The organism is Rubripirellula reticaptiva (genome assembly GCF_007860175.1).
GTDB lineage: Bacteria > Planctomycetota > Planctomycetia > Pirellulales > Pirellulaceae > Rubripirellula > Rubripirellula reticaptiva.
Window position 1 is genome coordinate 311,671 of sequence record NZ_SJPX01000002.1, and the last position, 13,685, is coordinate 325,355.

Genomic DNA, 13,685 nt, shown 5'->3' on the forward strand with positions numbered 1-13,685 from the left:
AGGGGATGAATTCGCCACTTGCCATCAAAACGGCAAGGGAGGAATGTAAGGGGGCAGGAAGCAAGTTGGCGGGGCTCGATGTCAACGCGTTCTGCGAGAGAAACGTTTCGAACGAGTGGTCTGCGTCGATGTCAGAGACGCATTGTAATTTGACCGGTGGAGAAAATCTCAACCTTTGTCGTGGTTAAACGTATCCGATTGCACTCACTAGGTCAAATTGCCGGGGTCGTAGCGATGCTAACGCCCCTCTACCGGACCAGTCCGCCGTCGAAGTGATGCGTAAAAACACGCAAAAATGCCGAAAACCGGACAGTTCGGAAATCGCGGTTTCTTTGCTGAAAAAGAGGACGTTGGATCAGGCTGGCCGCTTGCGTGGTTCGAAAACGACCGATCCGTTAACCACGCTTTGCTTTTTCGGCCGTTTAGCCACGAACGTCGCGAACAGTATTTACCGATTCACGATTCCGCCGTCGCGGACAACTCGCCTGTGGAATCACGACAAAGACTGTTGCTACAATAAGAACCGCTCGACGCAACTTCTCTCGCACTTCCGCTGAACTTCATTCATGTCTGCCGCAGTGTCCTACGATTTTCTGGAATCGCCGACTCAGGCGGGCGACCTCGGCGTGCTTGGACATTACCGAATCATTTCGGAACTTGGACGCGGCGGCATGGGATTCGTCTTTCGTGCCGAAGACATAAAACTGAAACGTTCGGTCGCCTTGAAGGTGATGAATCAGAAAATCGCTGCCGTGCCTAACAGCCGCAAACGATTTTTAACTGAAGCACGGTCGATGGCGGCGATTCACCACGACAACGTGGTAACGATTTTCGAAGTCGGCGAATCCAAGGGCACGCCGTTCATGGCGATGGAAATGTTGGCCGGCCAGACTCTGGAGTCGTACAACAAATCTAACCCCAATCTCTCATTCGAAACCATCATCGAATTTGCATCGCAAATCGCTCGTGGTTTGGCTGCGGCTCACGCCAAAGGCATCGTGCACCGAGATATCAAGCCCGCCAACATTTGGATTCAAGAAGGAGTCGGACGCGTCAAAATCCTGGACTTTGGATTGGCCCTGGCTTCAACTCCGGTCGATCAATTGGCAGGACGCGGCGCCGTCATTGGCACGCCTGGTTACCTTGCACCTGAACAAGCCCGTTCGGACCCAATGGATGACCGCAGCGACTTGTACAGCCTCGGCGTGGTCCTTTACGAAATGTGTACCGGAAAATTGCCGATTCAAGCCAAATCCGTTCCTGGACAGTTGGTTTCAATCTTGGCGCACCGGCCGCAACCAATCCAAGAAATCAACCCTGCGATTCCACAACCGCTATGCGACCTGGTTCATAAACTGCTTCGTAAAGAGCCGCGTGCGCGAGTCTCGTCAGCACTCCGATTGCAGGACGAACTAGAGCGTGTCGGCGAAGAATGTCAGAAAACCACCGAGACGGCCCAGGCCATCAACCGCTTGAAGGAAGGCTTGTCGGAGGTCGTGACGAAGAAGTCCGCAGTCTCGACATTTGACTTAATTGACGAACCCGAAGAGATCCACGACCCACTCGCTAATCTGCCGCAGACACCCATCGCGATGGTTCCACCGGCCGCGATTTCAGGTGCGATGTCAACTGCCCGACCGGTCAATCCAAAATCCATCAAGCAGTCGGCGTCGGACGCCGCACCAAGCTGGCAAGTCTATCTGCCGATCATCGCGATCGTTGCTGTGCTGCTAATCGCGTTGCCGGTCCTGACTTACTTCTTTACAACCTTCGGACGGAGCACCGAAGCATACGTGGTCGATCAGGCATCCGGCCCCTTTCCCACCCAAAACCTAAACACTGCACCGGAGCCCGAGGTTTCGCCCAAGACAAACCAACCGCCCAGTCCCAACCAACAGAACCCCAATGGCGGAAAGTGGAAACGCAACAATGGGAATGCGAATGGTGGTAACGGAAACAGCAACGGTAACGGCGACAAGAATAGCAACAACCGAAATGGAAACAGCCAAAACGGTAACGGTGGAGGTAGCAATAAGGGAACCGAAAAGGGGAACGGCGCCGACAAGCCCAAAGGAAATCCGGAGTCGTCCCCATCGAACCCACAATCGTCACCGATGATTCCTACGGCGGAGTCTGTGACGGTATCGAAAATGCCCGCCCCGGAAGCGGTGCGGAACCGCCCCGACCCTGAACCGGAATCAATGCCTGCTGAAGAGCCAGCTGTCGAAAGTCACTGGGAAGTCATCTCGACAATCGACGGACGCGGAGCCGATGCCATGGTGCAAAACGGTGGCGTCAGTGAAAAGCTTGGAAAGCGACCGAGCTTCGGTGTTCGTACTCGAAACGGGATTCCCATCAACCATTCGTACTTGCGATTTGACCTCGAAAAAGTCAAGCATTTGAGAAAGCACGTGATCAAGTCAGGCCTGATTTTGACGGTCGTGGGTAGCAAACACCCCGCCGGCGCCGCGCTACAGGTCTATGGGATTAGCGATGTTGGCATCTGGAACGAAGCGAAATTGGAGTGGGACCAAACCCCGTCATCGGACGCCGCACCAAAAACTCTCAGCCAGTTTCCTCTACTGGCTGAAATCTCGGTGCCGGAAGAACCAAATCCTGAAGACGCGGGTACCAACCAAGTTAAGATTTCCGACCAACGGATCACCGACTTTATCGCTGAATCCGACGGGCTGGTTACGTTCGCGATTACTGGTGAATGGGGCCAAGCTCAACTGCGTTTTGTCAGTCGTGAAAAATCATCTGACGAGGCCCCTCAACTGCTGCTAGACGTCCCCAACAATGTCCCCAATCGAAACAACAACAACTAAGTATCTCTGACAACGTATCGAAGGTTGTTTTAAATTCGCCGATTGAACCGGGTATTCGAAAGCAACAGCGAGCCATCGCCCGCCAGGCACTCGGTATCGCGTGATCTCCGACGGCTCACGCGTCGCGGCTCACTAAATCATGATATCGGTGAAGATTTCCGGCTCGATTCACCCTCGCGGCAGCACAATTTCAAACGCAGCGCCACTCTTGCTCTCGATCACTGCCATCGTCCCGCCGTGCGCGTCAACAACTCGGTGCGCGATCGCCATGCCCAGACCGGTGCCTTTGGTTTTCGTCGTATAGAAGGCTTCGAAGATTCGGCGTTGCTGTTCTTCGGATAGACCGGGACCGTTGTCTTTAAACGTGACCGAGATCGCTGGCTCGCCCATCAGTTTCGCTTGCCGAAACGCAATCGATACTCGGACGGGATCACAGCACGCCGCCAAACTGTTTTCCATCAAATTGCGAAACACTTGTTCGATCCGAAATCCGTCGACGCGGCAAACCAAATCGACCTCGCCACCATCGGGACTGGTAGCATCCAAATCAACCTGAACGTCTCGCATAGCGATGCTGGTTTCAAGCGAATTCCAAGCCTGTCGCCAAATCGCCGCAAGATCTGAATTTGAAGTTTCAAGATGAATGGGCGCTGCGAAGTTCCGCAGCTCTTCAAAGAGCCGCTGCAGGTCCTCCCGAGCGCGAGCGATTCGGGCCACGTCGCCAGCGGCTTCCGAATCCTTGTCGATTTCAAACCCCAACATATCCACACTCGCTTGGATACGTTGCAACGCATTGCGACTTTCGTGCGCAATCCCTGACAACATTTCTCCCATCGCTGCCAACCGTTCCGATTGAACGAGTTGCTCGCGAGTCTTGTGCAGCTCGGTTGTGTCAGAAATGAATCCCTCGATTGCGACCAACTCGCCGCTGTCGGAATACACACCAACGCCTTGTTCCAAGACACGACAAATATCGCCACTGCGATGCAAAATTTTATAGACGCACTGAAACGACAGTCCTCGTTCCAATCGCCCCAAGACGACGTCTCGAAGTTCATCGCAATCGGTGCCAACAATTAAGTCGCACCAAGCTGGTTCACCCGACACCAACTCGTCAGCCGAGTATCCGCAAAGATCTTGGCAACCATCGCTAATGAATTCAAAAGCCCAGCGATCGTCGAACGTGCGTCGGTAAGCCGCACCTGGCAAGTTCTTCAGCAACGTCGTCAACCTTCGATCACTTTCAAAGATCGCAGCGTTGACGAGTTTCCGATCCGTGATATCACGAATGATCCCCGTGAACAAACGCCGATCAGGCAGCTGAACTTCACTGACAGCCAAATCCATCGGAAAGATGGCCCCACACTTACGCTGGCCTTGAACTTCGCGGCCAATGCCGATGATTTTCTTAAGCCCAGTCGTCAAGTAGTTTCCGATGTACTGATCGTGCTCGCTCCGGTAGGGCTGCGGCATCAACATTCGAACATTATTGCCAATCACTTCGTCGGCGGTGTAGCCAAAGATTCGCTGGGCCGCCGGATTGAACGATTCAATCAAACCTCGCTCGCTGATCGTGATGATCGCATCGACCGCAGTATCGAGCACGCAGCGCAATTTACGCTCACTTTCCAACAGACGCTCGTTGGCTTTCATGATGGATCAGCTTTCAAGATGGATCGGCTTTCGTACGACTTTCGGCAAGTGACAGTTCTTTTCACCTGGCAGATTCATCTGGCGACACAGCATCGTCATTTTCACTGGCTAGATCGGATTCACGATCATCGATCAAGATCCGAAGCGCCGGCGTGTCCATGTCGTCGTACTGTCCGCCACGAATGCACAGCACACATGCGATCATTCCTGCGCCGCCCAAGGCTAACGCGATCGGTAAAGCAATGTAGATCACACTCATGATTTTTCAGACGGTTGATCGAAACTAGGATCAGTGCCGGGACGAGTCTTGGGTGACGTCGACCGAAAACCAGTTGGCTTTGGAAACGTAGGCCACAACAAGGTGAGCGACAATACCGACACCGAACTGATGGGCATCAAGATCGCGGCCAACAGCGGGCTGATCCGCCCTGCCATCGCCAACCCGACGGCCACTAAATTATAACTAAGCGAAACGGCAAACGCAGTGGAAATCAACCATGACGTGCGACGAGCCCCCGACATCAGATCGACGATGCTGGCCAGATCACCCGACGCAATGAAAACCGGTGCCGCCTGCAAACTCACCTCCGCGCCGCCCCGCACCGCGATACCGACGTCGGCTGCCGCCAATGCCGCGGCATCGTTTGCTCCATCCCCCACCATGACGACATGCCCATCATCACGGTTCCGCACGATTCTCAATTTGTCTTCGGGTGACAAGCCACCGTGGACACGCGAACGATCGATACCGACACGGCTGGCGACTCGCCGCACGATGTCCGGATGGTCGCCCGACAAGATGCCAATCGTGAACCCTTGCCGCGTCAACTGCGCAATCGTCTCGGCAGCTTGGGGCCGCAATGGGTCCGAAACGCCCATCACACATACGGCTTCGCTATCGACGGCAATCACCACAGGACTGGCACCGATCGCAAGCGTCCGTTGGACAGCATCGTGAACGGACTGACCGATCAAGCAACCTTGATGCTCAATGAACAAGACGCTGCCAACTAATACTCGGTGATGATCAACGACCCCAGCCACACCACTACGATGGACCTCGACGCCCGTGTCTCTATGATCACGTTCATTGGTCCCCAAGCATGCATATCGAACGATGGCCTCGGCAGTTGGATGACAACAGCCAAATTCGACTTGCGCCGCCATGCGGACGACTTCGTCCGTTCCCAACACCAACTCAGCCTGCGGGCGGCCTTGAGTCAAAGTGCCAGTCTTGTCGAACCATAACGCGCCCGGCTTTGACAATTGTTGCAACGACGAACCGTCACGAATCAAAATCTTGCGTTTGGCAGCGCGGCCCAGCGAAACCGCGATCGCCAAGGGAGTCGCCAGGGCGAGTGCACACGGGCAGGCCACAATCAACAGCGATGTTGCGTGCGATGCGGCGACCGCCCATCCCGACGCCCACCATCCGGCCAACACCAACATCGCCAAGACCGTGACGACGACCACAAAGACACCACCAATGCGGTCAGCCAACTGAACTACCGGCGTCTTTTCCGAAGCGGCCGCTTCAACCGACTGCATGACCTTTCCGATTCGACTGTCTCGCCCAGTTGCCACCACTTCGACGTCGATCGGTCGAACCAAATTCAAAGTGCCTGCCGAAACTTCATCACCACAATTTGCGGCCACCGAACGACTCTCGCCCGTTAACAGAGAACGGTCCAGCATGGACTGGCCAGCCACAATTCGCCCGTCAGCCGAAATGCTCTCGCCCGGCGATACACGAATCACATCCGCCGGCTTCAACGTGTCGACCAACACCCATTCGGGCTTGCCATCGGTGGTCAATCGCTGAGCATGGATCGGCGTAATCCGCAACAACAAATCGACAGCCTTCGCGGCACGGTGTTGCTGATGAAACTGAATCCAACGCCCGATCAGCAACAGAAACACCAACACCGCCAACGAATCAAAGTAGACATCGCCCACGCCAGTCAACGCGCTAGTCACGCCGGCGATTGTCCCCACCGACAACCCCAGCGCGACGGGCAAATCCATATGCGGCGTTCGCGTGCGCAGCGACGCAATCGCGCCTTTGAAGAACGTACGCCCAGGGATCGCGACCGCAGCCATCCCCAAACCGGTTCCGATCATTCGCAAAAAGAACCGCTGTCCCGGATCAACGCCCGACGCATCGCCGGCATACAACGCAACGGCGATCCACATCGCGTTCATCGCACAGAAGCCTGCGATTGCGATCTGCATCAAAAGTCGCCGGTTTTCCAAGCGAAAGTGGTCATTGCGTTTGGCCGACAACGGGGCAATTTCATAGCCCAGCCGATCCATCAACCGCGCAATATCGCTTAGCACGATTTGCTTCGGGTTGAACATGACTCGCAACGTATGATCGCTCATCTTCACTCGCGCGACTCGCCATCCCGGCGCTCTCGCGGCCGCATTTTCAATCAACCATGCACAGGCGGCACAGTGCAGCCCATGGACCGCCAATTCCGCCGTTGCGATTCCGTCACCACCGATACGAGGCGCCGAAGCGCCCAAGAACGCATCACTATCAAACGCGTCGTAACGGGACTTTTCGCCGGCGGCCGGCGCGGCGGCAGCCCCCGACACCTGATTGCGAAGGGCGTAGTAATCATCCAGCCCCCAGCCGTGAATCAACTCGTACGCGCCGCGGCAACCGTTACAGCAAAACACGGTTGCCGGATCGGTGTCCGACATGCAAGGTGTCGGCAGCCCACAGTGAACGCAATCCAGTTCCACACGACGAACTTGATTGTCATGAGCAGACTTCGTCGTTTCAGATGATGCGGGGATCAAAGACATGTCGATTAAGGTACGGCTACTTCCGCATCACAAGTTTTTTCACCTTCACAACAACACGGCAGCGGTTTGGCTGCGGAATCATTCACGTGATCGACCAAAGACAACGGATCCAAACCTGCATCGCCAAGATTGACCGACGCACGCAAAGCCGCAAGCGATTCGAGGTTGGCAAATCCGCGGCCCGATGCCGTGAAGCATCCTGTTGTGATCAACAAGACCGCGGCCGCAGCAGGGATCACCATCGTGAACCGACGCGACAGCCACAGGGAACCCGCAACTAGCGCTGTTAGCGCCGGAACCGTGCCGACCCAGAACGCGAACATCACAACTGCACCCATGACCGGGCTAGCCGTCCCGGCCGCGAACAACGCGAACAAGTACAACCATCCACATGGCAACAACGTCGTCAACAGTCCGGTTGCAAGAGCGCGACTGACCGGCGGCAATCGAAACAGATACGGTCTCATTTTGACCAACACGCCGCCAATCCGAGACGGCTTCGGCGGATGCGCTTCCTTGGACTGACCACGAATCAACGTCCATAATTTCAACGCACCAACGATCACCATCAATCCGCCCACGACTCGCGCGGCAGCGACTTGGATGCCAATCCAACTACCGCCGACATCAATCGCACTTCCAATTCCGCCGGCAATCAAACCAGCCAAAACGTAGGTCAACATGCGGCCGACGTGATACATCGCAGTCGACATAACCACAGTGCGACGTGGCGCTTTGTCACCGATGCCACTGGCCCACATCGCCAACGGACCACACATACCGACACAGTGCATGCTACCCAGCAGACTAGCGGTGACGACGGCGGTGATCAGAATCCACATTGAGAAATCGTTTGGGGGTTTAAGCTTGAATCGTTATCAGGAACAAAGCGGTTAGGTAGTTGGGATATCGATTTCAACCGACTTCCTCATCGGCACCTCGGCACCCTCGATGAAGATCTCGACTTGCCAGAGTCCCGGACGAGCCATCGGTGCAAGAGTTAAGTATCGCCCTTTTCCAACCGACGGCAATTCAAAACGCTCAATGTCCGAAGCTCGAGCATGGTGATAGACGCTCCCAACGATTCGCAGGTCGTCGACCGGGTTGCCAGACTCGTCAGTTACCGACACCTCGGTCGCGCGAAATCCATTGCCGTCAGACACATCCGATGCTTCGATTTCTACCGACCATCCCATACGTTCTGCGGCCATCACCTCGCGCCGGGTCATGTCCCAATCCAACGCCTCGTTATGGTAGTCCGGCACCACTGCAACCGTTGGATCGCCCGTTGCCAAGCGAATGGCGACGAAACCAATCACGAGCTGCAATCCCAATAGCACCACTACTAGTGAAACCCAGAATCGTCTCGCACTTCGTTCCGCAGCAAATTCGGATTTAGCTTTTTCAGTTTGCATGGTCAAATTACGTTCGCGGTCCAAGGATGCGGAATTCCATCATTCGTTCGTTTTCACTTGCATCGCTGACCTTCAACGTTGCCAACTCGTTCCCATCGCCGAACGTCGCCCGGGCAGGGAACCGCAAACTAAACGGTACTAGTTTTGAATCACCTGGTTCAAGAGTCAGCTTTTCGGCGTCGATCACGTCAAGCAACGTTCCTTGGGGCGAAACCATCTGCAGTGCATAAGACTGGGTCTCGCCCGTTCGATTGACCAATCGCAAATGGAACGAGTTCGAAACTAGACCGTCGCCAGCGACCGTGAATGGATTGCCTTTGCCGCGAATCACCCGTGCATCAAATCCGGACTTCACACCCAAAGCAAACAGGAAACCGCCAAGCACCACCGACAAGATCAGCGGGTAAATGATCGTTCGAGCACGAACCAACTTCTTGGGTTTGCGTGCGATCCCGTCTTGCGAACTGTACCTGATCAAACCTCTCGCCGAGCCAACTTTGTCCATCACTGAATCACAAGCATCGATGCACTGAGTGCAATTGATGCATTCCATTTGCAGCCCGTCACGAATGTCGATCCCAGTCGGGCAGACAACGACGCACTGATTGCAGTCAACACAATCACCGGCCATTTTCCCCGTCGCTTCGTCGACGACACGTTTACCTTTTTTGCGTGGTTCGCCGCGAACGGGATCGTATGCCACGATCAACGATTGCTCGTCCAACATCACTGACTGGAACCGCCCATACGGGCAAGCGATCAAGCACATCTGTTCCCGGAAGAACAGAAAATCAAACATCATCAAACCTGTTGTACCCGCCATCACCAAGAATGCAGCAGGGTGCTGTATCGGCGAACGGAAGATCCAAGTCGAAAGTTTTTCGGTACCGACAAAATAAGCCAGGAACGTGTGCGCCAAAAACATACAGAGCACCAAGTAGACCGCGACTCGCGCGACCTGCAAGAATCCGTTTCGACCACTCTTTGGCTTGCCGCCCTTACCAACTGTCCCTTCAAAGAACCGATCGATCGGACGGAACAAGAACTCCATGTAGACCGTTTGCGGACAAGCCCAACCGCACCAAGCGCGACCCGAAATCGCAGTCAACAGCACAATCGAGATGAACACCGTCAGCATCAACAGCGCTAACAGGACTGTGTCGGTGGGATAAAACGTCCGTCCAAAAACGGTGAACTCGCGAGCCACGATGTCCATCAAAATCAGCGGCTTGCCAAACACCCGTAGGTGAGGCACCAGGACGAACACCACCATCAAAACGTAGGCGACGACGCGGCGTTTTTTCCACCAGCCACCAGGCGATAGTTTTGGCCTCAACCAACGTCGACTACCGTCGGCTTCTAACGTGCTTAGCACATGATCGGGCGAATCCAGCAACGCCGAATTCGAGCTACCTCCCCCACCCGACGAAGAATGCATCGTCGTCGCTCGAGGATCACACCCGCCTCGTCCGGAACCACAACCTTGGCAAGACGCATTGCCCAACGAAATTGGCAACGACATGCTCATTTTCGATCACTCAATTCGCACCGTATTTGACGCGAACTCCTATACAAAACTCTTCAAATGATATGGCAGAGTCCATCAATCTGATCGCTGCGGCAGTCACGACGTTTTCCAGAGACAACGACGCGATCGGACTAGGCCCCTGTGAAGCACTACGGCTTCGCCACTTATTCTTCTTTTTCCTCTTCATCTTCTTCTGGTGGAGCCGCAGGCCACTCAGCAATTTTCTTACCCTCAGGAATGCGTCCTGCCAAATCCTTGCCACGCAAACTGGCCACGTATGCCGATACCAACACGACTTCGTTGGGGTGCAAACGGTTCGACCATTTCGGCATCGCACCGCCACCAGCGCCTTCGTTGATGACCTTGGCGATATCTTCGATCTTGTTCACGTTCTTGAACATTTCATCGGTCAAGTTCGGACCAATTTTTCCTTCGCCGTCACGTCCGTGACACGAAATGCAGTTGGCTTTGAAGACCGACTCGCCGACCTTCACCCAACTGTCCTTGTGCATGTACTTCACGATCGTTGCTTCATCGGGACTCAGTTCTCCGATCTCTGCAAATTGCAATCGCGTGTTCGCAGCCAAGGCAATGCCATACTGGTCCTCGACGCTGCGTCCGGCCGCGCCGCCGTGATAGAACATCCAGTAGAACGGGCTGAACGCTATGCATCCGACGAACAACCACTTCCACCATCCCGGCAGCGGATTGTCATACTCTTCGATTCCGTCGTACGCGTGATCCATGATCAGCGATTCATCGGAACTGTTCGTGCCGTTTGATTGAGATTTACTCATAACGCGGGTCCTCCACGTCGTCGGAAAGCGGAATAGAAGCAAAACGTGCCGAAGCTTGGCTGCTTAACTTGAACGCGCCGTAAAAAATCACAGCAAACGCGGCCACAAACAGCCCCAGTGCCACCTCGGCGTAAGCCGAATAGTCCAAGGCACTCACGAGGTCTTTGATCATTGGTATTCAGATTTAAGAGTTGATGAACAGTACAAACGCAAAACGGACGCCTTTGGTAACCGAAATCGGTTACTGGGCGGCAACCTGATCCTGCACCTCGTTTGACGGGTTGGCTGCCGACTCAGTATCTTCACCCGACGGAGCCGCGGTCGCTGGCTCGGCTTCGGGAGTTTCAATCGCTGGCGTCGCCCCCGCAGGCGGTTCTTCGGTTCGGAACAAGTCCGTACCGACTCTCTGCAAGTATGCGATCACTGCCATCGCTTGTTTGTCCTGCATCGCCGCGGGACCACCTTGCTGGACCACTTCGGCTGCAATTGCTTCGGCTTGACGACGGGCAACTGCTTCGGTGTTATTGAGGTCCTCGTCACTATACGGAGCCCCCAAGAACGCAGCCGCGCGAACGTGTGGCTCGATCGCATTGAACTTCAAGTCTTCGGTCAATAAATGCACATAGCTGGGCATGACCGAACCGGGCGAAACCAATTCGGGATTCTCGAAGTGAGTCCAGTGCCAAAAACTACTTTGCTTGCCGCCTTCGCGAGCCAAGTCAGGCCCGATCCGACGACTGCCCCATTGGAACGGACGGTCGTAAATGAATTCACCTGGTTTGCTGTACTCGCCGTACCGTTTGGTTTCAGAAACCATCGGCCGAATTTGTTGCGAGTGACAGTTGTAACAACCTTCGGACACATAAATGTGACGCCCGGCGAGTTCTAGCGGCGTGTATGGCTTGACTGTTGCAATGGTCGGCACGTTCGAACGAATCAAGAACGTCGGCACCAATTCAAACAGCGTCGCGATAACCACCGCAAGGGTTGTTAGCACTGTGAACTTAACGGGCAAGCGTTCCCATCGGCGGTGCCAATCCATGCGTCCAAAACGATCGACCTTCTTGCCAAGCTCCAACATTGGAACATCTTTAAGCGGTGATTCGGTGGGGACAGCATGGTCGCCAGCGTAGTCCTTGGACAATCGAGGTGCCGAATAGACGGGAACCTCGTACGTAGCCGGACGCCCGAGCCATGTCATCAAAGTGTTCAGACAAAGCATGACCACACCGCTGAAGTACAACAGTCCGCCAACGATTCGCAACCACCACAAAGGCACAACCGACTGGATCGTTTCGATGAAGTCGGGATAGGCCAAGTGACCGGTTTCGTCCATCGCACGCCACATCAAACCTTGCATCAGGCCGGCAGCGTAGATCGGGATGATGTAAAGCAGAATGCCCAACGTGCCAGTCCAGAAGTGCAGACTGACTAGCTTGGGGCTCCAGATTTTTGTTTGATACAAACGGGGCAGCAGCCAATAGACCATGCCAAAGATCATAAATCCGTTCCAACCCAGTGCACCGGAGTGAACGTGTGCGATCGTCCAGTCGGTGTAGTGGCTCAGCGCGTTGATCGCTTTGATCGACAACATCGGTCCTTCGAACGTACTCATGCCGTAGAACGTGATCCCAACGACGAAGAACTTCAGCACCGGGTCAGCGGCGACCTTGTGCCAGGCGCCACGAAGCGTCAGCAGACCGTTGATCATCCCGCCCCATGACGGCATCCACAGCATCAAACTGAACAACATGCCCAGCGTGCTGGCCCATTCTGGCAGCGAGGTGTAGTGCAAGTGGTGCGGGCCGGCCCAAATGTAAATGAACACCAAAGACCAAAAGTGAATGATGCTAAGCCGGTAACTGAACACCGGTCGCTCGGCCGCCTTGGGCAGGAAGTAATACATCAGCCCCAGAAACGGCGTTGTCAAGAAGAACGCGACCGCGTTGTGACCGTACCACCACTGCATAAAAGCGTCCTGGACGCCTGCGTAAACGCTGTAACCTTTGAACAAACCGGCCGGTACAACCAAGTTGTTGAAAACGTGCAACACCGCGACCGTCACGATCGTGGCGATATAGAACCACAGCGCGACGTACATGTGTCGTTCGCGACGATGGATCAACGTCATCAGGAAGTTGCCGCCGAAGATGAACAACCAAACCACGGCGATCAGAATATCGATCGGCCACTCAAGTTCCGCGTACTCGCGACTTTGAGTGATTCCAAGCGGCAAGGTGATGGCGGCCGAAACGATGACCGCCTGCCAACCCCAAAAGTGCAACCGGCTGAGCACGTCGCTCCACATCCGCGTTTTGCACAATCGTTGGGTGCTGTAGTAGATCGCGGCAAAGATGCCGTTACCGGCAAATGCGAAAATCGCAGCGTTGGTGTGCAGCGGACGCAGTCGACCAAAGGCAAACCAAGGCGCCCCGTTGGTGAGCCACGGCACTACCAAAATGATTGCAACAATCAATCCTACCAGCGTTGCGACCAATCCCCACACAATCGTCGCGGTGACGAACATGCGGACAATTTTGTCGTCGTAGCTGAAATGTTCCAGTTGGACGTCGGAAGCGGAAGAAGAAGATGGAGGATGACTAGAGGACGCGTCATGCGAGTCCGAATCAATAACGTTGGCCATGGAGCGTTT

The 13,685-nt window shown here is 54.9% G+C and carries 10 protein-coding genes; 1 reads left to right on the forward strand and 9 read right to left on the reverse strand.

Going from position 1 to position 13,685, the window contains the following annotated elements; genetic code table 11:
• Window positions 1-578 precede the first annotated feature (578 nt).
• Complete coding sequence (locus Poly59_RS07385; protein ID WP_222436059.1) at window positions 579-2,828, forward strand: serine/threonine-protein kinase; 2,250 nt, start codon at window positions 579-581, stop codon at window positions 2,826-2,828.
• A 168-nt stretch (window positions 2,829-2,996) separates the two neighbouring features.
• Here Poly59_RS07385 and Poly59_RS07390 read toward each other — a convergent pair whose 3' ends face one another.
• The 9 genes from Poly59_RS07390 to ccoN form a co-directional block, all read right to left on the reverse strand.
• On the reverse strand, window positions 2,997-4,481 hold the full coding sequence (locus tag Poly59_RS07390) for a PAS domain S-box protein (protein WP_146533470.1): 1,485 nt from the start codon (window positions 4,479-4,481) through the stop codon (window positions 2,997-2,999).
• Window positions 4,482-4,542: 61 nt separating this feature from the next.
• Window positions 4,543-4,740, reverse strand: coding sequence for a cbb3-type cytochrome oxidase assembly protein CcoS (ccoS, locus tag Poly59_RS07395; RefSeq protein ID WP_146533471.1), 198 nt, complete (start codon window positions 4,738-4,740; stop codon window positions 4,543-4,545).
• Complete coding sequence (locus tag Poly59_RS07400) at window positions 4,737-7,292, reverse strand: heavy metal translocating P-type ATPase (protein ID WP_246151466.1); 2,556 nt, start codon at window positions 7,290-7,292, stop codon at window positions 4,737-4,739. The genes ccoS and Poly59_RS07400 overlap by 4 nt, the downstream gene beginning before the upstream one ends.
• 5 nt (window positions 7,293-7,297) lie before the next feature.
• Window positions 7,298-8,134 (reverse strand): sulfite exporter TauE/SafE family protein, encoded by an 837-nt coding sequence (locus Poly59_RS07405; protein ID WP_146533472.1) that lies wholly within the window; start codon window positions 8,132-8,134, stop codon window positions 7,298-7,300.
• 51 nt (window positions 8,135-8,185) lie between these two features.
• On the reverse strand, window positions 8,186-8,707 hold the full coding sequence (locus Poly59_RS07410; protein WP_146533473.1) for a FixH family protein: 522 nt from the start codon (window positions 8,705-8,707) through the stop codon (window positions 8,186-8,188).
• 7 nt (window positions 8,708-8,714) lie between these two features.
• Window positions 8,715-10,229, reverse strand: coding sequence for a cytochrome c oxidase accessory protein CcoG (ccoG, locus tag Poly59_RS07415; protein ID WP_246151467.1), 1,515 nt, complete (start codon window positions 10,227-10,229; stop codon window positions 8,715-8,717).
• 170 nt (window positions 10,230-10,399) lie between these two features.
• Complete coding sequence (locus Poly59_RS07420) at window positions 10,400-11,032, reverse strand: cbb3-type cytochrome c oxidase N-terminal domain-containing protein (RefSeq protein ID WP_146533474.1); 633 nt, start codon at window positions 11,030-11,032, stop codon at window positions 10,400-10,402.
• A complete protein-coding gene (locus Poly59_RS07425) occupies window positions 11,025-11,204 on the reverse strand; it encodes a hypothetical protein (protein WP_146533475.1) in 180 nt (59 codons plus the stop codon). The genes Poly59_RS07420 and Poly59_RS07425 overlap by 8 nt, the downstream gene beginning before the upstream one ends.
• 69 nt (window positions 11,205-11,273) lie before the next feature.
• Window positions 11,274-13,676 (reverse strand): cytochrome-c oxidase, cbb3-type subunit I, encoded by a 2,403-nt coding sequence (gene ccoN / locus Poly59_RS07430; RefSeq protein ID WP_246151468.1) that lies wholly within the window; start codon window positions 13,674-13,676, stop codon window positions 11,274-11,276.
• Window positions 13,677-13,685 lie beyond the last annotated feature (9 nt).

Bases quoted from the DNA above. Each gene is read 5' to 3' on its own strand.
- Poly59_RS07390 (WP_146533470.1), bottom strand. From the start codon at position 4,481: ATGAAAGCCAACGAGCGTCTGTTGGAAAGTGAGCGTAAATTGCGCTGC.
- Poly59_RS07420 (WP_146533474.1), bottom strand. From the start codon at position 11,032: ATGAGTAAATCTCAATCAAACGGCACGAACAGTTCCGATGAATCGCTG.
- Poly59_RS07405 (WP_146533472.1), bottom strand. From the start codon at position 8,134: ATGTGGATTCTGATCACCGCCGTCGTCACCGCTAGTCTGCTGGGTAGC.
- Poly59_RS07410 (WP_146533473.1), bottom strand. From the start codon at position 8,707: ATGCAAACTGAAAAAGCTAAATCCGAATTTGCTGCGGAACGAAGTGCG.
- ccoG (WP_246151467.1), bottom strand. From the start codon at position 10,229: ATGTCGTTGCCAATTTCGTTGGGCAATGCGTCTTGCCAAGGTTGTGGT.
- Poly59_RS07425 (WP_146533475.1), bottom strand. From the start codon at position 11,204: ATGATCAAAGACCTCGTGAGTGCCTTGGACTATTCGGCTTACGCCGAG.
- Poly59_RS07400 (WP_246151466.1), bottom strand. From the start codon at position 7,292: ATGTCTTTGATCCCCGCATCATCTGAAACGACGAAGTCTGCTCATGAC.
- ccoS (WP_146533471.1), bottom strand. From the start codon at position 4,740: ATGAGTGTGATCTACATTGCTTTACCGATCGCGTTAGCCTTGGGCGGC.
- ccoN (WP_246151468.1), bottom strand. From the start codon at position 13,676: ATGGCCAACGTTATTGATTCGGACTCGCATGACGCGTCCTCTAGTCAT.